Origin of the sequence: Enterococcus sp. AZ129 (genome assembly GCF_051714505.1) — a bacterium.
Lineage (GTDB): Bacteria > Bacillota > Bacilli > Lactobacillales > Enterococcaceae > Enterococcus > Enterococcus faecalis.
Genome location: NZ_JBIORY010000001.1, coordinates 1931666 through 1956199 on the forward strand (window position 1 = coordinate 1931666; position 24534 = coordinate 1956199).

The window sequence follows — 24534 nt, forward strand, 5'->3', positions numbered from 1 at the left end:
ACTTCCTCCTAATTCTTCATTCCAGATGTAGCAATACCTTCAACAAAGTATTTTTGCATTGCTAAAAAGACAATCCCTACTGGTAAAATAGAAACCACTGATGCGGCCATGATTAAGGCATATTCAGCATCAAATAAACCGACGAACATTTTCAAACCTAACTGAATTGTTTTATTCTCAGTAGAAGATAAATAAATGAAAGGTCCCATATAGTCATTCCATGTATTCACAAAAGTAATAATCGTGAGACTAGCTAAAGCTGGTTTAGTTAATGGTAAAATAATTTTCCAATAAATTCCCCACTCACTTAACCCATCAATCCGCGCGCTTTCACATAGTGAATCTGGAATACTGCTGTAATATTGTTTCAGTAAAAAAACCCCAAATGCATTAAATGCTTGTAATAAAACAAGTGACCATAACGTGTCAGTCAAACCTAATTGACGCATCATAATAAATTGTGGAATCATATACGATTGCCAAGGAATAGCAATTGTTGCGATGTACGTAATAAAAAGTGTATCTCTTCCTCTAAAATTCATTTTTGAAAAGCCATATGCTGCAAAACTTGAAGTAAATAGTTGAATAATCGTAATCACAATACTTAAAAATAATGTATTTTTAAAGAAAGTTAACAACGGAATGCGTTCCCAAATAACGGAATAGTTTTCTGGATGCCAACTTTTAGGAATCCATTGAATTGGAATGGTGAAAACTTCATTGTTTGTTTTAAATGATGCTGAAACCATCCAAATGAAAGGCACCAAAGTAATTAACGCAAGTAAAGTTAAGAGAATGATTACAAGGATCCCACCAGGTGTGACTTTTTCTGCTTTTTTCGTTTTTGCTTTTCGAGTATTTTCTTTTTTTGAAAAAGTTGCTTCCATCTTTTCTCCTCCTAAACTTTCTCTTGATGTTGATTCCATTTAAATTGGGCCACAGTAATCGCTAGAACGATGATGAATAAGACCATCGCAATGGCTGATGCATAACCAAAATTAAATTTGACAAAGGCTTCATTGTAAATTTCGTAAACTAACACATTCGTTGCACGTCCTGGTCCACCACCAGTCATAACTTGAACTAAGTCAAACACTTTGAAACAGTTAATTACAAGCATGATAGTCACGAAAAAGGTCGTTGGTCGTAGTGAAGGTAAGGTAACATTTAAAAATTGATTCCATTTACCCGCGCCATCCATTGACGCTGCTTCATATAATTCTCTTGGCACACTTTGTAAACCAGCTAAATACAAAATCATATAATACCCCATAAAGCGCCACACACTAACGATGATAATTGCTGGTAAAGCCCAAGTAGAACTAGATGTCCAGCCAGGAGGATTTTCAATAAATAATTTCAAAAATTGATTAATTGGTCCCATCGTTGGATGAAATAGCATATTCCAAACGACCGCAATCGCAACTAATGACGTTACATAAGGAAAGAAAAAAGCCGTTCTAAAAAATTTCATCCCTCTAATTTTACGATTCAACAAAATCGCTAGTCCTAATGAGCAAATCAATGTTAACGGAACAACACCAATCGTATAGATAAACGTTTGTTTTAACGAAATCCAAAACGTATCATCATGAATCATTTTGGTGAAATTTTTCATTCCGACAAATTCAGGAGTTGAAAAAGAATCCCAACTCATAAAAGCTAAAATCAGTGAACAGATAACCGGGATTAAAGTGAAGAGGAAAAAGCCAATAAAGTTTGGTGCGATAAAAGATAACGCAGTCCACGTATTTTTTCGTCTCAATTTATTTGCTGTTTTTGTTTTTGAAGTAATTTCCATAATTGTATTCTGTTAAGTGAACTTAACAGGCCCTCCTTCCAAACTCAAGCTACATTCTTTATTTAAAAAAATAAGCTGAAATTCATTGTAGGTTACTCATTTCAGCTTATTTTTTTCATCAATCTTTTGTGTTTTTGCAGGAAATAATAGTTAGTCTATCTCTGCTTTGACACGTTTTTCCATGTTAGCAATACCATCTTTTGGTTTTTCGTCGCCGACCATAATTAAATCATGTTCTTCTTGTAATACTTTATCAATTGCGGCACCGTTTTTATCAGATGGGAATTCTAAATTAATTGTATCTGGGTTAAAGGCTTTTTGTGAGACTTCATCTGAAGGCATTCCTTTTCTTGCAAAGTAGATTTTGTCAATTTCATCTGTTTTATAAGAAGGAACCACTCCTACTTCTGCTAAAAGTTTTGCACCTTCTTTACCTGAAGCAAAGTCTAAGAATTTTTGAGCAGCTTTTTGTTTTTTACTGTTTTTATTAATTGCAAAACTTGTCGGTGAGCCAAAGGTAGTTGCTTTGCCTTTTTCTTGTTGTGGTATTTCGGCAATCCCCCATTCGACATTTGTTTTGCCATCATCAATGTTGGTTAATAAAGTCCCCATGTACCAGCTACCCATGTACATCATCGCCGCTTTTGAATTTTCAAATTGTGATTGATACGTTACTTTTGTTGATTTTGCTGTTCCAAAATCCATTTGTGATTGATCTTTTTGCATTCTCAATGCGCGATCATAATAAGTTTCCATATAATTGTATTTTGGTTCAATCAAATTGGCATTGTTTTGAGCAGCAGCAATCGCTTGAACGGTTGAGCGCCAAGTATGTTGATAGGCACCATATACTTGTTCTTCTGGTTTAGATAATTTTTTCGCTAACGCTTCATATTCATCCCAAGTTAAGTTATCGGGATAGGCAATTCCGGCTTCATCAAACATTTTTTTATTGTAATACAATACCCAGAAATCTGTACGGTAAGGCTGAGCATAGGTTTTACCATCGATTTCATACATCTCGTAACTTGCTTTGGCAGGTGCGATATCTAAATCTTTAACGTGATCGGTTAAATCCACCAATTGATTGCGTAGCGCGTAATTAGAATATGAAAGTAAGTTTTTCATGGTTAAAATATCTGTCGTATCTCCTGATGAAAGCATCGTTGTTACTTTTGTGTCATAATCATCTGAAGCAATGTCCACCGGTTCAATGGTGATATCAGGATTTTCCGCTTCAAAAGCTCTGAATAATTTCTCAAATTCTGGGGTCGTGTCATAATTCCAAGTAGTTACTGTTAATTTTGTTTTGCCATCTTCACTCTTTTCAGTTGCTTTCTTTTCACTTGAACCACCACATGCTGTTAAAGTTACTGCCGCCACCGCTAACAACGCTGCCGCTGTTAAGCCTTTTTTCCAAAATTTCATTTGTACTACCTCCGCTATTTATTATTTTTTAGGAGTTTTCCTCCATGAATTACCAAAAAGAATACCAGCTTTTCGCTAAACGAGTTAGCGCTTCCAAATAAAAGTAGTCGCCCCAAATCATGCATTCATCGACTCCTGTATTTGTTTTTTTATCATAGACACCATGAAGCAATAGGCCGTTCGACTCTGGTCGTAAAACTGTTGTATACTTTTCCGCTAATGCTTGTAATAGTTCTAGCGCAACCTTTTCATAATAGCCATGTTTTTCATCATTTAATGGAAGCTGACGAGATAATTCTAGTAAGCCACATGCAGCAATTGCAGCAGATGAGCTATCACGTTCTTCTTCACTCCCTTCATTGAAAATTAAATCCCAGTAACAGATTTTGTCTTCTGGTAATTCTTGAATAAAGTAATCAGCAACATTTTTTGCTGTTTCCAGAAAACTACTATCTCCTGTATATAAATAACTTAACGTAAAGCCGTAAATTCCCCAGGCTTGGCCGCGAGCCCAACAAGAATCATCTGAGTATCCTTGCTGCGTCTTACCGTATAAAGCTTCGCCTGTTTCCGTATCAAAATAATACGTATGGAACGTGGTGTGATTTTCTCGCACAATATATTTTTGTGTTTGTTTCGCATGATTGTAGGCAGCTTCATAATACTCTTGCTTGCCAGTCATTTTTGCTGCAAAGTATAATAATGGTAAGTTCATTAAACAATCAATAATCATTCTGCCTCGTTGCTCTGGATCGTCTAAATTCCCCCAAGCTTGAATAATCTTGGCTTTTGGTGAATAACGTTTCATTAATAAGTCCGCAGCTTGCAAGGCCATTTCTTTTGAGGCCTCATGACCATTGACTTGATAATCGGCAATGGCTGTTAAAATATACAAAAAGCCTATATCATGTGTTTCCAGCTCAATTTGTTCATCCAAGCGATGTTGAAAAGAAGCCATCTGTGTGGTAATCACTTCATCGAACTCTGTTGAATTTGTTAATTCCTTTGCTAAAAATAACATTCCTGGCCAAAAGCTGGCCGTCCAGTCAATATTTTCTTCAGGATAATAAATTTGATTTAAACTTGCCGCGGGTGGAACTAATTCTTTAAATGTCTCTAAATTTCCTCGAACTTTGTTTAAAGCAAAACTGATTTGCTTCGGCAACCACTCAATCTGTCCATTTTCTGTCATTGTGTATTTCTCCCCCTAATTCCCCAAAATTACAACTTTTTCTTCAACTAAAAGCTGATTTTCTTTTAACCTAACTTTAACTGGCTCAATTTGCTCATTCGGTAGTACGCCTGTCACCAATGAAATTAAAAGATGTTTCCCTTTCGACAAGTTTGCTTTCAAATATGGCAACTCCGTTAATGGATAAAGTAAATTTGTATTCGGTTCTGTTCGAATAATCGCAGCTTCAGAAAAGCCGTTGATATTTTCTACTTTTGACACACCTTTTGCATTTTTTACCTCAGCCATTTGATCAGAAACGCAAGTGACCTTTTCATCGAAGAGCGGGATTGAGAAGCCACCTTCATAAGCCACTAATGCACGTTGTGTCTCAATTTCGTGGATCCGTAAATGCTGGCCTTCTAATGGTACAATTGTCGTTTTGATTGCTACATCGGACCAAGGATGCCATTGATGAATGATACGATCATCAAGAATTTCGTACTGATCATCTAATCCTTTCGTGCGGAAATAATGGTCGTCTTCAGCTAAAGCCAAGCAATTATCATAAGCACCTTCGTAATACCAATAATCACTCTTTATAGTACTGAAACCAAAATGGGAAGAATAAACAAATTTACTATATTTATCATGCGCATGAGCTTGATAATTAATAAATTGTCCCGCTGGAAACATTAAACCATGTGTCCCTGCATCATTTACTTGATAGTAGTTCCGACTTTCTGGTGAAGGTAAGTGTTTTTCTGGAAAGCTAATAGGCTGTGTTTCTGCTTGCCAATAAGGATGCTCTTTTGGAACCGCTAACAAAATGAATGTTTTAAAGGCCCAATAAGGTGAACCAGGACCATTATAGCCTTCGGCAAAGACCATATTTTGATAATCATAACCTACCGACAATAATCCATCTGTTGTAAAAATATCTTTGTTCATCCATTGATGAAGATGTCGGCTGATTAGACCTTTAATCTCACCCCACGGCAATGCTTCAACATCTGCAAAAACTAAGGCACTAAAAAATGACACTTGAGCAAAACGATACGTTAAGCTACGTCCAAAGGGAACCGCTTCTCCTGGCTGAGTAAACCAATACTTAAACTCTTGCGCGAACAAAGTTGCTCGTTCCTTCATAATAGCCACTCTTGCGGTATCTTCCGGGGCAAAACGACAATACAATAAACTATAATAATGAATAGCGAAAGAAACATAATAATCAACTTGTGTCTCGACTCCGTCATAATACCAACCATTACCGACATAAAAACAATCAATTACAGCCAAATCAACAGCGATCTGTTCTTTTGAATACGGCATTTCACAATGTTTCATCGCTAAATTCAACAACACTCTAAAGAAATGCCAATTATTTGGCGGAATAATGTTTTCATTGGCTTGTATCAGCCAACTGTGTAAATTGTTTTGCTGTTCTTTTGTTAATTGGTCCCACGTTTTTTCTTTGTTTAACAAAAGAAATGTACTTAATGCTGCCATCTCAACAATCAATTGATCATAATCTTTTGTTTTCCCCCAATAAGATGAACTCTCAGGATCGGTTCCTTCGATAATTCCCGTTAGAAAGTCATTCAAATACTCACTTTCATTTTGCGTTACATAAGGACCTAGTCCCCATAATGGTCGTAAAAATGCCTCCGCATCACGTGTCCCTTTAGAATAAACCGTTCCGTGTGTCCCTAAATCCAGATGACCTTGATACTCTCGATCAAAAAACAATTCCAGTGGCGCTAATAAATCTTCAAATCCTTCTGCAACTTCTTCGTATGTTTCAAAAGGATTCTGTCTAATTCGTGGCTGAATCATGATTCTCCTCACTTTCAATTAATGTCCCTTTCAAAAAGCCGTAATATTCTCCGTAAACTGTCACTTCGTCACCAATCTTCAATTTTTTCTTTTGCTCATTAAAAACTTGATATTTACTAGAACCACTTTTCAAAATAAAACGATCACCTTTTTTTATTAAACTGGAACGACTGTCGCTCTCAACAATCTCCCCTTTCAAAGAAATATATTCATTTAAACGAACGTCACCATTTTGTAATTCTGTTTCTGAATAAGACTGTGCCGTTTCCTTTAGATTTTGAAGAGATTCTTCATCAAATTCTTTTTCACCGGATTTACAACCTGTTAAAGCAAGTAAAATTAGTAAAAAAAGTGAAAATCTTTTCACTAAACCACCTTCTCCATCGAATTAAAGCGCTTTCTTTGACTTTATAGTATATTTTTTTAGTCAAAAAATCAATAGTTTTTGCTAAAAAAAAGTAAAAAAAGCTTTTTCTTGCTTTTTTTTACTAAAAAGAAATATACTATATGCTATAATAGTACTTGAGAAGGAGGCATTTAGAATGGCAACTATCACAGATATCGCAAAAGTCGCGAATGTTTCAATTTCAACTGTATCACGAGTTCTGAACTATGATCCAAACTTATCCGTTACAGAGGAAACCAAGCGAAAAATTTTTGAAGCAGCAGAAACCCTGAATTATACGAAATATAAAACTAAAAATAAAAACAAACAGCAGGAGCAACTGACACCTAACCTTTCCTTACAAACAGCTCCGCAAAAGCCTTCGATTGCCGTCGTTCAGTGGCGTTCAGATGACGAAGAACTAACGGATATTTACTATATGTCGATTCGCTTAGGCGCTGAAAAACGGGCCGAAGAATTAGGTTACAATATTCTCAAAGTTTCTCAATTGGAACAACATAACCTTCAAGGGATTGATGGCATTTTGGCAATTGGCAAATTCACTCAAAAGACGTTACAAGAGTTGCAGCAACTACATCCAAATCTTTGTGTAATTGGCAGTAATTTCCCACTGGAAGAATTTGATTCTGTAAATACTGATTTTTATCAAGCAACCGAGATTGCCTTAACTCATCTTTTGGAATTGGGCCACGAAAAAATTGCCTTTATTGGTGCCGAAGAAAGCGAAAATATGTATGGTTTCCGTCGCTATAAAACACCGACAACCAACGCTTATCTTGACATTATGCAGCATTATCACTTGTTTAACGAAGATTATTTTATCTTAAAAGAAAATGGCATGTTGGATGTCAAAACAGGGGAACAATTGACAGAAGAAGCGTTAGAGAAATGGGGAAATGATTTACCTACTGCGATTCTTGCTTATAATGACGCCTTTGCAATCGGTGTGATACATACGTTAGCCGCACACGGTATAAAGGTTCCTGAAGAAATTAGTGTCATGGGGATCAATGATATCTCTATTTCTCAATATGTCTCACCACCGCTATCCTCTGTCCATGCCTTTACTGAAGAAATGGGCGAGACAGGCATTAATTTATTGCACAAACGAATTCAAATGCCTAGCATTCCTCGTAGAGTCCTGTTAAACACAGAATTGGTTGTCCGCCAATCGACAACTAGCCCACGCCAGAAATAAAAAATAAGGACCGCTCCTATAAAGGAACCGTCCTTATTTTTTATTTGTTTTGACCAAATAATTCAATTTGTGTTAATGCTGGAAATGGTGATGGTTCATCTGCTTGAATTAACTCTGTTAGTATCACCCACTCCACTGCCCGTTTCGCAAAGGTAAAGCTCTGGCGTTGCTCAGTCTTAACAGTTTTAAAAACTTCATGTGTACCGTCGGAAAATTTTAAAGTCACTTGTTGCCAATAATTATCATGGGGAAAGTCCGCTCGTAATGTTAAGATCACTTTATCCAACAAGACTTCACGCCCAAATTCAATTTTTAATGCGGCATCTAATTGCTGATTAATCCCCCATGATTGATAAGGATACGGCCCATGATAAAGATTAGCAAAGGTACCGTCAATCGCATTGCAAGCAAAAAAAGTGGCATCATTCCGCGTTTCCACGTTGGCAGATGCATGAGGATACGCACCAGTAAAATGTTGTAAATCATGCGGATTTAACGCCCAATTACGATAACTCTTAATTTCTTCTTTAGTGGCAATACGCACACTTATATAAGGTTTCTTGGTTTCAAAACGATACGCTGCTCGCGCTTCGATAGCGTTTTCATTTTTTATGATTGGAAACGTCCATTTTTGTTCTGGAACATAAATTAAACTGCTATCAAGCGTAGCATCTAACTTCACCATTAAATAAGTATTGGGCGTATCTAAACAAACTTGAATCACATCGCCGTCTTGTAATTGACAATCCCGAGCAGCTAAACAAACAAAATCTTTCCCTGTAATAGTTAACTCTTTCAAAGAATCTGAATCATCTATCTTAGCTTTTCTAATTTCTTGTTCTTGATTTAAAATCGATAATGAAATACACGTCATATGCTTCCCTCCTAGTTTTACCTTTATTATATATTATTTTAGTAAATTAATCTATTTTTTACTAAAATAATAACTTTAGCTTTATTTCTATAAAAGTATTTGGTACTCACTATAAAACGTAAGATTTTGATTCTGCTCTTTTTGAACACAATAAAAAAGCAAGACATCAACCAAAGCTGACTGATGTCCCACTCTCTAAATCTTACTTTTCGATACTTGCGAGTATCTTCTCTGTGTTCATATAACGAAAATCTTCTTGATCGATAAAAACAACCTGCCCCTGACAGCCTTCTAAATATTTTTCCACTTTTTCTTTGACACGAGCGACTTGTGGGGTCAACATTAACACATCATACTCTTTATAACCAAGTTTTTCCTCAATCCGACAAACAGGCGCATAATCTAAATCATAAGATAACTCTTTTTCCCTAATTGCTTCAAGTAATTTTGAAACTAACAGCGATGCACTAATTCCTGTCTCACAAATAATCAATATGTTTTTGCTCATAAACTTCTCCTCATTCATGAAATATTTTTATCTAGCAAATCCGATTGGTGAAAATGCTGCATAGGTTAGGATAACCACGACAACTAATATACTTGCGACAAGTTTTGTATGTTTCCAAGGTTCAATATTTACTTTCGTATCAAAAGAATTTAAAACAAATTCGCCATCTGGTTTTATTTTAGAAACTACTATTAAAATAAGAATGTCTAAGAAGAAGAGCAGGCTTAAGACATATAAAAAATGGATATCTTTCAAAAATACTTTTGATAGCGCATACAAAACAATATGGATAGCAATTGTCATTTTTGCTCCAAAAGCAGTTGCTTTTTTGGAATAAAATGCAAAAAGTATAATCACTAACAATGGCATATTGTATAATCCATTAAACTCTTGAACAAATTGATACAATCCAGCTGGTGCAAAAGAAATAAACGGTGCAACGATAATTGAAATAATCCCTACAATAACTGTAACTGTTTTTCCCGCACGAGCAATTTGTTTGTCATCTGCTTTCTTATTGATAATTGGTTTGTAAAAATCTAGCGAAAACAGAGTGGAGGTTGCATTTAAAGCCCCCGCAAAGGAAGATAAAATTGCCCCAAAAATAACTGCAGCAAAAATGCCGAAAAGCATTTTTGGTAAAACTTCAGTTACTAAATATGGATATGCGTTATCAGGATTGGACATCAACGCATCCCCAAAAAGATTTCTTGCAACAATTCCTGGAAATACTAAGAATAATGCGCCAAACACTTTGAAAATCCCCACTAAAAAAGCCCCTTTTTGTGCTTCTGCTAAATTTTTTCCTGAAAGTGCTTTTTGAACAATCATCTGATTGGTACACCAGAAATACAAATTATTAAACAACATCCCTGTAAATAATGTTGGCCATGGTACAACAGCAGAATCAATTGCACCTACAGAGTTCAGTAACCATGGTGTGTTTTCAACAACCTGTTCAATCCCACCAATAAAACTACCATCACCCAGTTTCATTAAACCTAGTATTGGAACCAACAAACCACAAACCAATAAACCAACGCCATAAATCGAATCGCTATTGGCACTTAAAGATAGGCCGCCAATCAGCAGATAAAGAATCCCAACAATACCAATCACCATCGCCACAAGAATGATTGCGACAATAGGTTCGACACCCAGCAGCTCATCAATATGAAAAATCTTATTGAATACTAGTGATCCAGAATAAAGAACTACTGGTAAAAAAGAAATCATATAGGTAACAATAAACAAGATTGAAATAATTCGTTTTGTAACTGTATCATAACGAATTTCAATGAAATCTGAAACCGTATTAATACCGTATTTAAAATATTTTGGTAAAAAAATGACTGCCAATGCGACAATTGCAATTGCAGCAGTTACTTCCCAAGCCATTACTTCCATTCCTGCATGATAGCTTTGACCGTTTTGTCCAACAATTTGCTCTGTGGATAGGTTGGTCATAATAATTGTCCCAGCAATCGGTAAGGCTGTTAAGCTTCGGCCACCCATGAAGAAACCTTCTGATCCAGAAGTATCTACACTTCTGGATCGAGAATAGGCAAAAATCCATACGCAGATGACAATTACTAGGAAACTGATTATTGAAAATAGATTCATTGTCTAGCTCCTTCTCGATTAGATTAAAGATCGGTGACCTTTCGGATATAGTTTCGCGCTTTGACGGCATATTCAAACGGATTGGCTTTGGCAGGATCTTGTTCCGCTTCAACCACAATCCAACCTTCATAGCCACTCTCTTCGATTGCTGACCAAATTGGTTTGAAATCAATCATACCATCCCCAGGGACTGTAAAGACGCCTTTTTTCACGGCCTTTAAGAAGCTATCTTCTTCTGTTCTGACTTCCTCTGCCATTTGTTGGCGAATATCTTTGAAGTGAATGTGTTTAATCCGGTCTTGATAGCGCTGATAGATTGCGATTGGATCTTCTCCTGAGAAGACAAGATGGCCAGTGTCAAACAATAATTTAACTTTTGTCGGATCCGTCATTTTCATTAATCGATCGATTTCTTCAGTCGTTTGTACTCCTGTCCCCATATGGTGATGGTAAACAATCTCCATACCTTTTTCATGTGCCAAGTCTCCTAATTTTTCTAATCCTTCAGCTAGTTTTTGCCACTCTTCATCAGAAAAAATTGGTTTCTCATTAAAAACAGGAGCTGTCATAATTCCTTGTATGCTGTGTCCTTGTTCAGCCACAACAATAACCTTAGCATCCATTGCATGTAAGAAATCTCGATGTTTTTTGAAGTCTTCCGCGGTTTCTTCGAAAGGTTTTGTTGTTAAAAATGTACTAAACCAGGCACTCGCTACTTTTAGTCCACGAATATCTAAATATTGTTTTAAAACCTGTGGATCTTTTGGATACTTGTTGCCAATCTCCGTACCTTTGAATCCAGCTAGCGCCATCTCACTAACGCATTGTTCAAACGTATTTTCGCTTCCTAGCTCTGGCATATCATCATTTGTCCATGCAATCGGCGCAATAGCTAGTTGAATTTGTTTCGCCATTATGTCACTCTCCTACTTCATTTATAGTTGTACCAAACGATTCGTATCAAATGATTCTTGACAAGCTAATGCAATTTTTGTTGATTGTAGACCATCTTCTGCATTAACTGCTGGTTGACGTTTTTCTTGAATACAGGAAATAAATTCTTGTGCTTCTCGAATGAACGCTTCTCTAAATCTTTCTGGAAAGTTTTGAGAGCAAGGTCGCACAATCCCTTGATTATTCATAACAGTCACTAAATTTTTTTCAGGTACTTGCGCTACTCGTAATATCCCTTTGGTGCCCATGATTTCTGTTTCGACATGGTAACCATGTGTAGCATTTCTTCCAGCAACTAGTAAAGCCATTGTTTTATCTTTAAGACTCATCATAGCTGCTCCGGTTTCCAATTCACCGACTTGATCTAATTCTGGATATGCAGCATTTTTACCAATTGCCCAAACTTGTTCTACCTCTTGACCAGTAAACCAACGAACCAAATCAATATCGTGAATCGCCATATCTAGAAATAAACCGCCACTATCATTGTTCATTGCAAACTTAACGAAGCTTTCCAGTCCATCACTCGGATCAATTCCATAACAACGGATTAACGTGACTTCCCCAATTTCCCCGTCTTCTACCATTTTTTTCGCATACTGATAAGATTCATCGTAACGGCGCATGAAACCTAACATAAATACTTGCTCGGGATATTTTTCAATAACCCCTTGTGTTTTTTTTATGTCCTCAATTTCAATTCCCAATGGTTTTTCAGTAAATACGTGTTTCCCATTTTCCATAGCTAAACGGACTTGTTCACAGTGGAATCCTGAAGGTGAAACAATAAAAACGGCATCAATTACAGCGCTTTGAACCATTTCTTCATAACTAGAAAACGTATACTTAACACCTAACTCCTTCTGTGCAAATGCTAATTCTGATTCAACTAAACTACAGGCGGCCGTAAGCTCACAGCCACTAACAGCAGAAGATAAATTTTTTGCGTGTACCTTGCCTAATCTACCTAGTCCTACGATTCCTACTCTAATATTTTCCACAAAACCCCTCCTTTATTTAAGAATTATTTGGTATATAACGCTGGTTGTTCATCTATTTCAATCATTACTTTTTCCCCTGACTCACGAGATTCATGACAAGCCATCATTGTGATTGCTGCCACGTAGCCATCCCAAGCAGTTGGACCAACAAGTTTATCGTTTTTAATTGAATCAACCCATAACTTAAATTCGTAATCATACGCATCTAAAAAACGCGTTTGCCAGTCGGGCGAAATTGGTGTGTAATTTTTCTCCGCAGCTTTAATTTTGGTATAGGCTGGATCCGTCATTCCGACTTCTGCCGTTTCAAATACTACGTCACACTTAATGTCGTAGCCAAAACGACAATTAACAAAAATTTCTAAATCAATTGTTACACCTGATTTCGTCTGGAAAATCAGTAATTGAGGATCATGTAAATCTGCATGTGTATGACTGGTTTTCTTTGGTAAAATCATTTGCACTGAGGCATAATCTTCGGCTAATAGCCAACGAAGAACATCAATTTCATGGATTGCAGTATTACTGATTGCCATTGGCGTCTTATAATTTTCATCAGCGCTTGGATTTCTATGCGCACAATGGAGCATCAGAGCTTCACCATACTGTTTTGATTCAATTGCTTCTTTCAACTCAATGTAGCCACGATCGTATCGACGCATGAAGCCTACCTGTACCAATTTTTTACCATAAGCGACTTCTGCATCTACAATTCGGCGACATCCTGCGGCATCCATTGCTAATGGTTTTTCGCAGAATACGTATTTTCCATGCTTGATTGCTTCCAAGACATATTTTTCGTGTGTTGGGTCCCAGGAAGTAACAACAACAACTTCCACTTCTTCAGAAGCAATTAATTCTTCGCCTGTTTTGAAAAATTGAGCCCCAATCTCCTCAGCAATTTTGCTTGCCGCTTCAACATTAATATCTGATACTGCTGTTACAAAAGCGCCTTGTGTCTTGTGATTAATTCTGTTAATATGTTCGATTCCAATCGCCCCTGTACCAATTACGCCTACTTTTACTTTCAATTATTTGTCCTCCGATTTCTTTATTTTATGCGTATTATGTATACGCTTACAATTTTATTTAGTCAATCATTATTTTCAGAAAGTCATGTCTTATATTTGTACTAATAAAAGATACTTTCACCGCTTTAATCATAGAATCCTCGAAGCTCCTTTGACAGAGCTTCGAAGTAAAACTAGTTTATTTCGCTAGGAGCGTATCGAGCAGTTACAACTTTTCGATGTGTATAAAATTCTACACTGTCTTTTCCATTGGCGTGTAAGTCACCATAGAAAGAGTGTTTCCAGCCGGAAAAAGCAAACCAAGCCATTGGTGCTGGTACACCTAAGTTGATGCCTAACATTCCTGCATCAACATTCTCTCTAAAGTAACGGATAGCTGAAGCATTACTCGTATAGAGGCATGAACCGTTAGCAAATTCTGATTGATTGGTCAGTGTAACTGCTGCTTCTAGATTTTTCACTCGAACAATTGAGGCAACGGGTGCAAAAATTTCATCTTGCCAAATCTTCATGTCCATCGTGACACGATCAAAGATCGTAGGTCCCACGAAGTAGCCTTTTTCAGGAATATTTTCACGGCCATCTAACAATAAGTCCGCTCCTTCATCAATACCTTTTTGAATGTAATCAAATGTTCGTTGCTGCGCCTCTTTTCGAATCACGGGGCCTAAAAAGACTCCTTCTTCCAGACCATTTCCAATTTTTATCGTCTGTGCTGCAGCCTTAAATTTTTCAACGAATTGATCTGCAATAGTTTCTTCTACAACGATCACCGAAGCGGCCATACAGCGTTCACCGGCTGATCCAAAAGAGCCACCGATAATGTCTTTTACTGCACGATCAAGGTTGGCATCTTTTAAAACGATGACATGATTTTTTGCGCCAGTTAGTGCCTGGACTCGTTTCAGATTTTTTGTTCCTTCTTTATAGACATATTCACCAACATTTTTTGAGCCCACAAAGCTAATTCCTTTTACTAATGGATCACGCAATAAAGTATTAACAACATCGTGTGCCCCATAGACAACATTAAAGACGCCACTTGGAAATCCTGCTTCTTCTATTAATTCAACAATTTTTTCCATCAATAATGGCGTTTTTTCGGAAGGCTTCAGCACCACCGTATTCCCTGCTGCTAACGCCATTGGGAAAATCCAAAACGGTACCATCATCGGAAAATTGAAAGGAGTAATTCCCCCAACAACACCGATGGGATAACGGTAATTGGTAATTTCAATATCTGTAGCCGCTGTGGATAGAGAATCACCCATTATTAAATTCGTAATGCTCGCTGCGTGCTCGACATTTTCAATCCCTCGCTGAACCTCACCTAATGATTCTGACAAAGATTTTCCATTTTCAAGCGTAATTAATCGTGCTAGCTCTTCTTTATTCGTCATCAATAAATGATGCAATTTGAAAAGATAGCGGCCACGAACTGGAACACTTACTTTTTTCCATGTTTGAAAAGCCTCATCCGCTACTCTGATTGCTTCTGCAGTTTCTGCTTCACTAGATAATGGAACATTTACTAATGCTTCTTCTGTTGCCGGATTAACCACTTCTTCAAATTCAGTGGCTGCACTTGTTACCCAGCGGCCACCTATATAATTCTTTAAAAATCGAGTCATTTATTTTCCTCCTAAAAAAGTCTACTTATTTTTTATTTCTAATTGTTAGTCAATTCGTTCCGATTTAAAATCCACTCGTGTTTTTTCTCGTTATGAAACTTCCAAATTCGTTCAGGTCCTGCCATCACATTTAAATAATAAGAGGTGTAGCCATCTGGCACGCCGACAGGATGATATCCCTTAGGTACTTCCACAACATTTTGATGCTCTACAGTCATCGTTTCATCTATAGAACCATCCTCTGTATATACTCGTTGGAAAACAAAGCCTTGCTCTGGATTCAGCTCATGATAATACGTCTCTTCTAAATAAGATTCGTCAGGTAAATTTTCTTGATCATGTTTGTGTGGTGGATAGCTAGAAAAGTTACCACCTTCAGTGTAGACTTCAACCACCAACAAACTACTGGCAGTATCGACATTGTCTGGTAAAATGTTATGCACTAGTCGTTTATTCTGATATATCCCTCGTTTTTCAACCGTATTTTCCTCAGCGGTAATCACGTGCACTGGTAACGTTTTTTTAGCTGGCGAATAACAAAGGGCCAAACGAACAGTATCAGAAGTTGCTATTAGTTCAAACGACGTTTTTGCTGGAATATAGATACTATCTGTCGGAATTTTTTCAAAAACAGAGGTTCGTTTACCTAAATTCTCGTACCATTTATCGCCCACCTTAACATTGATTTTGCCAGTTAATACGACGATACAAACTTCCAGTTCATTACCAGCTTCTTGATACATTGCTCCATTATCTAATTCAAGAACTTGAAACTCAATATACTGTAAATCAGTGTTGTTTTTTCGAATATTTTGAACTTGTCGAACACCGGGAGCTAGTTCTTTTATCAACGGTTGATGTTTCAATGTTTTTTTCAATTCATTCGCTCCTAACTTTTTGGTTGTATGACGAATACCTAATATTTTCTAGCAGTTGCAAGTTTTTCTTTTTTAACTTGGTATGCTTCTTGAATCGCTGGTTTTTCTGATACTTCAGCAACACCGACATTCCACCAACTACCATCGTAACCAGCAGTCATCGTTTTAGGAAGAACATTTATTTCAATCAATGTCGATTGCGTTTGGTTTTTCGCGTCGACAATCGCCTGTTTTAGTTCTTCAATCGAATGGACTTGATACGCTTTGGCACCATATCCTTCAGCGATTTTAGCATAATTGATATTCATAATTTCGCCTTTTGTATTTCTAAATTCCGTCCCTTGACTTACGCCGCCATTCTCCATTTGCAGATTATTAATGCATCCGAACCCAGAATTATTGAACAGAACAATATTGATTTTTTTGTCATATTGTAATGCAGAGACCAGTTCGCTATGCAACATCAAAAAACTACCGTCACCGACTAATGCGTAAACCTCTTGATCAGGATTAGCAAGACGTACCCCCATTGCACCAGCAATTTCATAGCCCATACAAGAATAGCCATACTCTAAATGATAAGTATTTTCCTTTACAGGATTCCACAATCGTTGCATATCTCCTGGTAATGACCCTGCCGAACCAATCACAATCGCATCATCTTCGACAAAATCATTCAGATGAACGAAAACCTCTGTTTGTGTCAGAGTTGTATTCAAAGAATCAGCATAATCATTTAAAATATCCTGTGTAAAGTGGTTTTTGATTTCCGGATCAAAATCTTTCCGTTTAAAATGAGTTGTTTTTAATCGCTCCCGCTCTTTCACCCATTCGTTCTTCAGTTCAGTGATTTTTTCACCATAAGTCGTTCGATATCCTTCAATCATTGGCAGAATTCCTTCTAAGGTTGCTCGAGCATCTCCCACAATTTGAAACGCTTCCATTTTGTAAGTCTGTGGTCGACTTACGTTAATATTTATCATTTTTGATTGTTCAAAATTAAAAATACTTTTTGATGCAGTGGTAAAATCCGTATAACGCGTGCCAATTCCAATAATCAAATCCGCTTGCTGAACAGCTTTATTAGCAGCTGAGGTACCTAAAATTCCCAAGCCTCCAAGATTATTTTCAAATTTCCATGAAACAGTTGATTTACCAGCATGTGTTTCAACCAAAGGTATCTGATGAACTTGAGAAATTTTCTGAAGGCTCTCACCTGCTTCTGAATACTTGCAACCGCCCCCTACAATAATTACTGGGTGTTTACTATCCTTTATCAAGTGACTAGCTGTTTCAAGCTCACGAATTGTCGGCATCCGTCGATCGATATAATGAACTCTTTTTCTAAAAAACTCTACTGGATAATCATAGGCTTCTGACTCAACATCTTGTGGCAAACAAATGGTGGCAGGTCCTGTAGTTGCAGGATTGGTCATAACTTCAAATGCTCGTAGCAATGCTGACATCAGTTGTTCTGGCCGATTAATACGATCCCAATAGCGAGAAACCGCTTGGAAAGCATCGTTGGTAGAAAAAGTTACACTTGATTCATGTTCCAACTGCTGTAATACGGGATCTGGTTGCCGAGTAGCAAACGTATCTGCTGGCAGAAACAATACAGGTATATTATTAGCGAAGGCGGTTCCAGCAGCAGTCAATAAATTAGCTGAACCTGGACCAGCAGACGCTGAAACTGCGAATATTTTCTTACGTAAACTTTGTCTAGCAAAAGCGATAGCAGCATGAGCCATCCCTTGTTCGTTTTTTCCACTGTAACTTTTTAAATGTCCCGGAGCTTGTTCCAACGCTTGACCAATCCCTAAAACATTCCCATGACCATATACATGAAAGATTCCTTCCACATAAGGTGTTTCTTTTCCATCAATGCTGATATATTGTTGATTCAAAAATTTTAATAATGCTTGTGCTGTCGTTAAACGAATCGTCTTTTCCATTTTATCCACCTTAAATCCTGGCGATCATTTCGCCGTATATTTCCTTCTCCAGTTTAATGAACTCTTTTACTTCTTGCGTCGTTGGTAAAGAATCTGAGCAATTGTTACTTTTGACCATCATCGAAGCTTCCGCTGAGCCAAACTCCAAGCAATCGATAATTTCCCAACCTTCAAATAAACCATATAAAAATCCAGCAGCATAGCCATCACCGCCACCAAATCCCTTGCGTGCCTCCACTGGAAATGGTTTAATTGAAAACTGTTGTAGATCTGCTGTATAAGCTGTTGAGCCTTTCATCCCGTGTTTAATAACGACTATTTGAGCGCCACAATTATGCCAAAAAACAGCGCTTTCATTATCTGTCATATTTAGTTGAATCAATCTTTCAGTTAAATCAAATTCTTCTCTCGAGCCCATAATAATATCTGATTCTTTCGCAACTATTGAATAATAAATAGCGATTTCATCCACATTTTTCCAATTGTATTCTCGATAGTCGATATCAAAAATAATTTTGACGTTGTTTTTTTTCGCTAACATCACAGCTTTTAACACGGCTTCTCTTGAAGGGCTTTCCGCCAAAGCAGTTCCTGAAATTAATAAGGCTTTTGAACGTTTCAAATAATCTTCATCGATATCTTCGACACTTAGTTGTAAATCCGCAGCTTGGTTCCGATACATTAAAATACTACTTTCTTTAGGTGATAGCATTTCTGTAAAAGTCAGACCCAACTTTTCGCCATGCTGCGCTTTACTTATCTGAGAAGTATCAATGCCTTGCTCATTAAAGTAATCAATAACATATTCTCCGAACTGGTCATCAGATACTTTCCCAATGAAGCCAGCTTTCATCCCATGTTTGGTGATACCCACGGAAATATTTGCAGGAGAACCTCCCACAAACTTTTCAAACATATGAACATTTTTTAAAGGCTTAAATTCTTCTTTAACTTGCTCATTATAGGCAGGGTTAAAATCGATAGCCACTCTACCTAAAAGAACTAGATCAAATTCTTTTGATTGATCAAAGCTAATATAACTCATAGATCCACCTCTTCTTCGTTCTTCTATTATTTACAAACGAATTATAGCACGCTTTCAAAATGCGTGCAACATTAAATTAGCACATTATTTTTGCGTGCATTTTAAAAGAACGCAAAAAAAGAAGTATGAATTGCTTTACAGCAAGATTCACACTTCTTTTAAAGATTATATTTTGTTTTAATAATGATATCTGTAAATAACATCTCTTCTGTTATAAATTTATTATTCTGTAGTTGATTCGCTAATAATAGTAAAGAACGATAACCCTGCGTAAAACCATCTTGATCAATTAGAAAATCAACTTGATTTTTTTTCAGCATCTCGATATTTTTCTCAGTTAAATCATAGATAATCACATACGGTCTGTCTTTCCCTGCCCTTTTTTTCAACACACGAGCAATTCCTGCTTGACCTCCTGAAAACACAACGACACCTTTTAAATTAGTATAGTTCTCTAATGTGTCACTTAAAATCTTTTCGACTTCATCGCTCGAATCAAAACTGCTTTGAACACCTGTTAATTTCAATTGTGGAAATGACTGTTTCAATTCTTCAACAAAACCAGCAACTCGTAAACTATTCACACTATTTCCAAAATATCCAGTAATAGCTAGGACATCTCCCTCTCCTTTTGTCAACATTCCTAATAATCCAGCAGCTGTCTTCCCGCTTTTAAAGTTATCCATTCCGACAAAGCATTGACGTTTACTACCAACAATGTCCGAATTGAATGTGATGACCTTAATGCCTTGTTCCGTAAGCTGATTGATTTTTTCCCTAATTGCCACACTATCAACTGGCATGATGGCAATTCCTTTTACACCAAGTTCTAACAAGCGTTCAAGTGCCTGTAACTGCGCCGCTTCATCGACCCCGTCTATTTCCTCTAAAAAGCAATCGATATTTCTTTTTTTTAGATCACCTATAACTGCTTGTAAACCTGATCGAATTGGAATCATAAAAGAAGATTTTGCCAATTGTGTCACAACACCTAATTTGATTGGTTCTTCTTTGGCCATCTTTTTTTTCTTCGGAACATAGTTCATTTCTTTCGCTATTGTTTTAATTTTTTCAGCAACCTCAGGATTGATTCGGCCGCGATTATTCAATGCTCGATCCACAGTTCCCCTAGATACTCCTGCTTTTTCAGCAATTTCTTTTATTGTTCCAGCCATTTGTTCTCTCCTTATTTACTTGATTTGCAAAATTATTTTGATTATTTATAAGCTTTCGTATGTATATTCTATCACAATATAAAAAAGCACGCAATTTTGCGTGTTTTATTTTAAAATGTAGTTTACTTTAATTTATATTTTCAAAAAAAGCACCTCAGCTCAGACTGAGGTACTTTTTTGATAAGTTATTTTTTCTGATCATCTTCATCCATTTTCAGAACCGCCATAAAGGCTTCTTGAGGAACTTCCACGGATCCAATTTGTTTCATCCGTTTCTTCCCTTCTTTTTGTTTCTCTAACAATTTACGTTTACGAGAAACATCGCCACCATAGCATTTAGCCAGTACGTTTTTGCGTAAGGCTTTAATATCTGAACGAGCCACAATTTTTTGACCAATCGCCGCTTGAACTGGGACTTCAAACTGTTGACGTGGAATTAGTTTTTTCAGTTTCTCAACAATCGCTTTACCACGCTCAAATGCGAAATCTCGGTGAACAATAAAGCTTAAAGCATCCACTTTTTCAGCATTTAATAGAATATCCATTTTCACTAGGCGGCTGGTACGATAGCCAGCCATTTCGTAATCTAAGGATGCATAGCCTTTTGTACTTGATTTCAATTTATCGAAAAAGTCAAACACGATTTCAGATAACGGAATTTCATAAACTACGTTTACACGATAATCGTCTAAGTAATCCATTGTAATGAATTCGCCACGTTTACGTTGTGATAATTCCATTACTGCTCCTACATAATCGTTTGGCACCATGATTTGCGCTTTAACATAAGGTTCTTCCACAGATTCAATCGTTACTGGTTCTGGAAATTCAGCTGGGTTGTCAACAACAACGGTTGTTCCGTCAGTTTTATTAACGTGATAGATTACAGACGGTGCTGTTGTAATTAACTCTAAATTAAATTCTCGTTCCAAACGTTCCTGAACAACATCCATGTGTAGCAAACCTAAGAAACCACAACGGAAACCAAACCCTAAGGCTTGCGATGTTTCCGGTTCAAATTGTAACGCCGCATCATTTAATTGTAATTTTTCTAATGCTTCCCGTAAATCATTGTAGCGCGACGTATCAATTGGATATAAGCCACAATAAACCATTGGATTCATTTTGCGGTAGCCTGGTAGTGCTTCTGCTGCTGGATTGTCGGCCAAAGTCACTGTATCCCCGACACGTGTATCTTGAACCGTTTTAATGCTAGCGGTGATATAGCCCACATCACCAACCATTAAATAATCACGAGCGATTGGTTTCGGTGAAAAAACGCCGACTTCTGTTACATCAAACGTTTTACCGTTACTCATCATTTGGATTTTATCCCCAGGACGAACGACACCGTCAATTACACGGATGTTTAAAACGACCCCCCGATAACTATCGTAAATAGAGTCAAAAATCAAAGCCTTTAAAGGAGCCTCAATATCGCCTGATGGAGCTGGTACATACTCCACCACTTGTTCTAAAATATCTTCAATACCAATCCCTGCTTTTGCACTTGCTAAAACAGCATCCGATGCATCAATTCCAATTACGTCTTCAATCTCTGTCCGAACACGCTCTGGATCAGCGGCGGGTAAATCAATTTTATTAATAACAGGTAAAATTTCTAAGTCATTATCCAATGCCAAATAGACATTTGCTAGCGTTTGCGCTTCAATTCCTTGCGCCGCATCAACAACTAGAACAGCCCCTTCACAAGCTGCCAAGCTACGAGAAACTTCGTAGGTGAAATCGACGTGCCCTGGTGTGTCAATCAAATGGAAAGTATAGGTTTCACCATCTTTGGCTGTATAGTTTAATTCAATTGCGTTTAATTTGATGGTAATGCCGCGTTCTCTCTCTAAATCCATTGAATCAAGTAATTGATCTTGCATTTCTCGACTGCTAACTGTATTTGTTTTTTCCAAAATCCGGTCGGCTAAAGTTGACTTCCCATGGTCAATGTGGGCAATGATCGAGAAATTACGAATTTTCTCTTGTCTTGCTTTCATTTCTTTATTGTTCATTTTTTGCCTCATTTCTTTTAAGAAAAGCTAGCTCCCTGCTAGCTTCATTAATCAATTGTTATATTTTAGTTGCCTTTTTTATCAAATTATCATGTTTAAAGGTCTAGGATAATCAGCACTTTTCATTATACCAATTTTTGAAGAAGATTTAAAGCACTTCCCTTTTATTCTTTTGGTTTCGAAAGGCTAACAGAGTTTCGAAAAATTTGGTATACTAAAAACAGTAAATTTATTGGAGATGGAAAAATGGATGAACAAGAATTTCGAAAGCAACTGACCTTAAAGCCTGTTGAGGAAGGACACATTGATCAATTTAATGAACTTCTTTCCTATGTTTTTCAAGTAACTGAAGCAGATATTGAAGAAAGTGGTTTTGAAAACAAACGCGCATTTATCAAATCAAAACAACCGATTTTAGAACTTTCAAAAGTATTTGGCTGGTTTCACGAAAATCAATTAATTTCACAAATTGCTATCTATCCATGCGAAGTCAATATCCATGGTGCTTTGTATAAAATGGGCGGCGTTACTGGTGTCGGTACCTATCCTGAATATGCCAACCACGGTTTAATGAAAGACTTGATTCAAACGGCATTAGAAGAAATGCGCCAAGATAAACAGTGGATTTCTTATCTTTTCCCTTACAACATTCCTTATTACCGACGTAAAGGTTGGGAAATCATGTCCGACAAGTTATCTTTTAAAATTCGGGATACGCAATTACCAAAAACCGTTCCTGTTCCAGGAATGATTGAACGGTTAGCTGTCGATCACCCAGATGTCTTTGATGTCTATGCGCGATTCGCTCGTCAAAATCACGGCGCGCTCATTCGTAGTGCCTTTAACTGGGAAGAATATTGGCGTTTCGAAAACGAGGAAGAGCGGACTGCTGCTGTCTATTATGGTGCCAATCAAGAACCTTTAGGAGTACTTTTCTATTGGGTGGCCGATGAGGTATTTCATATTAAGGAAATGTTTTACTTGAACCAAGAAGCCCGAAATGGCTTGTGGAATTTTATTACTGCGCATTTTTCGATGGTTTATTGGGTCAAGGGCGATATCTATAAAAACGAACCATTAGCCTTTCTTTTAGAAGACAGCCAAATTAAAGAAAGCATTGAGCCCTATTATATGGCTCGAATTGTCGATGTCAAAGCCTTTTTAGAAAACTTTCCTTTTGAAAGTACGGCTAAGCCCTTCCATTTTGTCGTTAAAGATCCTGTTGCTGAGTGGAATAATGGTATTTTTGGCTTAATTTGGGATGAAAATGATCAAGTAACCATTACGGATGAACCTCTAGGCACCGCCGTTCACTTAGATATTCAAACACTAACTTGTTTAGTCATGAATTACCGACGCCCTTCGTACTTACATCGAATTGAGCGCATTGATACAGATAAAGAAACTTTAAATTCTTTGGAACGGATTTTTCCTGACCAAGAAGCTTATTTCAGTGATTATTTCTAAACCCTTGGATTGGAGACAGACAAATGACAAAAATTTATTTTGCAGGACCTTTATTTTCGCAAGCTGACTTACGTTATAATGCCTATTTAGTCGAACAAATTCGACAATTGGATAAAACAATCGATCTTTATTTACCACAAGAAAATGCGGCGATTAACGACAAATCGGCTTATGCCGATAGTAAAATGATTGCCTTAGCAGATACAGAAAACGTCCTTGCTAGCGATTTATTGGTTGCTTTATTAGACGGTCCAACCATTGATGCGGGCGTAGCTTCGGAAATTGGTGTTGCTTATGCCAAAGGAATCCCAGTGGTTGCCCTTTACACAGACAGCCGCCAACAAGGTGCTGATAATCACCAAAAGCTTGATGCTTTGAACGAAGTCGCTGAAAATCAATTCCATTATTTAAACCTTTACACAGTTGGTTTGATTAAATTGAATGGTCGGGTTGTTTCTTCAGAAGAGGATTTGTTGGAAGAAATTAAGCAACGATTGTCATAATAAAAAAAGAACGAGCGAATTCGCTCGT

The 24534-nt window shown here is 37.1% G+C and carries 21 protein-coding genes; 3 read left to right on the forward strand and 18 right to left on the reverse strand.

The window, feature by feature from the left end:
- Nucleotides 1-8: 8 nt before the first annotated feature.
- The 6 genes from IGJ90_RS09525 to IGJ90_RS09550 all read right to left on the reverse strand — a co-directional run bounded on the left by IGJ90_RS09525 (nucleotide 9) and on the right by IGJ90_RS09550 (nucleotide 6603).
- Complete coding sequence (locus tag IGJ90_RS09525) at nucleotides 9-926, reverse strand: carbohydrate ABC transporter permease (protein WP_002383582.1); 918 nt, start codon at nucleotides 924-926, stop codon at nucleotides 9-11.
- Entirely contained in the window at nucleotides 899-1801 is a 903-nt protein-coding gene (locus IGJ90_RS09530; RefSeq protein WP_002356840.1) for a carbohydrate ABC transporter permease, read from the reverse strand. The genes IGJ90_RS09525 and IGJ90_RS09530 overlap by 28 nt, the downstream gene beginning before the upstream one ends.
- Before the next feature lie 150 nt (nucleotides 1802-1951).
- Complete coding sequence (locus tag IGJ90_RS09535) at nucleotides 1952-3229, reverse strand: ABC transporter substrate-binding protein (protein ID WP_002356838.1); 1278 nt, start codon at nucleotides 3227-3229, stop codon at nucleotides 1952-1954.
- A 49-nt stretch (nucleotides 3230-3278) separates the two neighbouring features.
- Nucleotides 3279-4421 (reverse strand): glycoside hydrolase family 88 protein, encoded by a 1143-nt coding sequence (locus IGJ90_RS09540; RefSeq protein WP_002356837.1) that lies wholly within the window; start codon nucleotides 4419-4421, stop codon nucleotides 3279-3281.
- Between the two features lie 15 nt (nucleotides 4422-4436).
- Entirely contained in the window at nucleotides 4437-6236 is a 1800-nt protein-coding gene (locus tag IGJ90_RS09545) for a DUF2264 domain-containing protein (RefSeq protein ID WP_002366979.1), read from the reverse strand.
- A complete protein-coding gene (locus tag IGJ90_RS09550) occupies nucleotides 6217-6603 on the reverse strand; it encodes a hypothetical protein (protein ID WP_002356835.1) in 387 nt (128 codons plus the stop codon). The genes IGJ90_RS09545 and IGJ90_RS09550 overlap by 20 nt, the downstream gene beginning before the upstream one ends.
- Before the next feature lie 175 nt (nucleotides 6604-6778).
- Between IGJ90_RS09550 and IGJ90_RS09555 the strand changes: the two genes are divergently transcribed.
- Nucleotides 6779-7840, forward strand: coding sequence for a LacI family DNA-binding transcriptional regulator (locus tag IGJ90_RS09555; protein WP_438768034.1), 1062 nt, complete (start codon nucleotides 6779-6781; stop codon nucleotides 7838-7840).
- A gap of 40 nt (nucleotides 7841-7880) precedes the next feature.
- On the opposite strand, the gene IGJ90_RS09560 is transcribed toward IGJ90_RS09555, so the two are convergent.
- From IGJ90_RS09560 to lepA, 12 genes are all read right to left on the reverse strand, one after another.
- Nucleotides 7881-8714 carry a hypothetical protein gene (locus IGJ90_RS09560; protein WP_002366981.1) on the reverse strand — a complete coding sequence of 278 codons (834 nt, stop codon included), beginning with the start codon at nucleotides 8712-8714 and terminating at the stop codon, nucleotides 7881-7883.
- Nucleotides 8715-8916: 202 nt separating this feature from the next.
- The gene (locus IGJ90_RS09565) at nucleotides 8917-9240 is read right to left on the reverse strand and encodes a PTS sugar transporter subunit IIB (RefSeq protein ID WP_002356829.1); all 324 of its coding nucleotides are present in this window, start codon (nucleotides 9238-9240) and stop codon (nucleotides 8917-8919) included.
- A 9-nt stretch (nucleotides 9241-9249) separates the two neighbouring features.
- A complete protein-coding gene (locus IGJ90_RS09570) occupies nucleotides 9250-10845 on the reverse strand; it encodes a solute:sodium symporter family transporter (protein ID WP_002356828.1) in 1596 nt (531 codons plus the stop codon).
- Nucleotides 10846-10868: 23 nt separating this feature from the next.
- Nucleotides 10869-11759 carry a myo-inosose-2 dehydratase gene (gene iolE / locus IGJ90_RS09575; protein WP_002366982.1) on the reverse strand — a complete coding sequence of 297 codons (891 nt, stop codon included), beginning with the start codon at nucleotides 11757-11759 and terminating at the stop codon, nucleotides 10869-10871.
- A gap of 21 nt (nucleotides 11760-11780) precedes the next feature.
- Nucleotides 11781-12800 carry an inositol 2-dehydrogenase gene (gene iolG / locus IGJ90_RS09580; RefSeq protein ID WP_002366983.1) on the reverse strand — a complete coding sequence of 340 codons (1020 nt, stop codon included), beginning with the start codon at nucleotides 12798-12800 and terminating at the stop codon, nucleotides 11781-11783.
- 23 nt (nucleotides 12801-12823) lie between these two features.
- A complete protein-coding gene (locus tag IGJ90_RS09585) occupies nucleotides 12824-13831 on the reverse strand; it encodes a Gfo/Idh/MocA family protein (RefSeq protein WP_002364407.1) in 1008 nt (335 codons plus the stop codon).
- Nucleotides 13832-14004: 173 nt separating this feature from the next.
- Nucleotides 14005-15462, reverse strand: coding sequence for a CoA-acylating methylmalonate-semialdehyde dehydrogenase (locus IGJ90_RS09590; RefSeq protein WP_002366984.1), 1458 nt, complete (start codon nucleotides 15460-15462; stop codon nucleotides 14005-14007).
- A gap of 38 nt (nucleotides 15463-15500) precedes the next feature.
- Nucleotides 15501-16340 (reverse strand): 5-deoxy-glucuronate isomerase, encoded by an 840-nt coding sequence (gene iolB / locus IGJ90_RS09595; protein ID WP_016617551.1) that lies wholly within the window; start codon nucleotides 16338-16340, stop codon nucleotides 15501-15503.
- Nucleotides 16341-16378: 38 nt separating this feature from the next.
- The gene (gene iolD / locus IGJ90_RS09600; RefSeq protein WP_002366986.1) at nucleotides 16379-18295 is read right to left on the reverse strand and encodes a 3D-(3,5/4)-trihydroxycyclohexane-1,2-dione acylhydrolase (decyclizing); all 1917 of its coding nucleotides are present in this window, start codon (nucleotides 18293-18295) and stop codon (nucleotides 16379-16381) included.
- 10 nt (nucleotides 18296-18305) lie between these two features.
- A complete protein-coding gene (gene iolC / locus IGJ90_RS09605) occupies nucleotides 18306-19340 on the reverse strand; it encodes a 5-dehydro-2-deoxygluconokinase (RefSeq protein WP_002366987.1) in 1035 nt (344 codons plus the stop codon).
- Between the two features lie 158 nt (nucleotides 19341-19498).
- Complete coding sequence (locus IGJ90_RS09610; RefSeq protein WP_002402919.1) at nucleotides 19499-20515, reverse strand: LacI family DNA-binding transcriptional regulator; 1017 nt, start codon at nucleotides 20513-20515, stop codon at nucleotides 19499-19501.
- 185 nt (nucleotides 20516-20700) lie between these two features.
- Nucleotides 20701-22536 carry a translation elongation factor 4 gene (gene lepA, locus IGJ90_RS09615; RefSeq protein WP_002366989.1) on the reverse strand — a complete coding sequence of 612 codons (1836 nt, stop codon included), beginning with the start codon at nucleotides 22534-22536 and terminating at the stop codon, nucleotides 20701-20703.
- A gap of 246 nt (nucleotides 22537-22782) precedes the next feature.
- Between lepA and IGJ90_RS09620 the strand changes: the two genes are divergently transcribed.
- Both IGJ90_RS09620 and IGJ90_RS09625 read left to right on the forward strand, forming a co-directional pair.
- Nucleotides 22783-24003, forward strand: a complete 1221-nt coding sequence (locus tag IGJ90_RS09620; RefSeq protein ID WP_002366990.1) for a GNAT family N-acetyltransferase — start codon at nucleotides 22783-22785, stop codon at nucleotides 24001-24003.
- Nucleotides 24004-24026: 23 nt separating this feature from the next.
- Entirely contained in the window at nucleotides 24027-24506 is a 480-nt protein-coding gene (locus IGJ90_RS09625; protein WP_002362157.1) for a nucleoside 2-deoxyribosyltransferase, read from the forward strand.
- The last annotated feature ends 28 nt before the right edge of the window (nucleotides 24507-24534 follow it).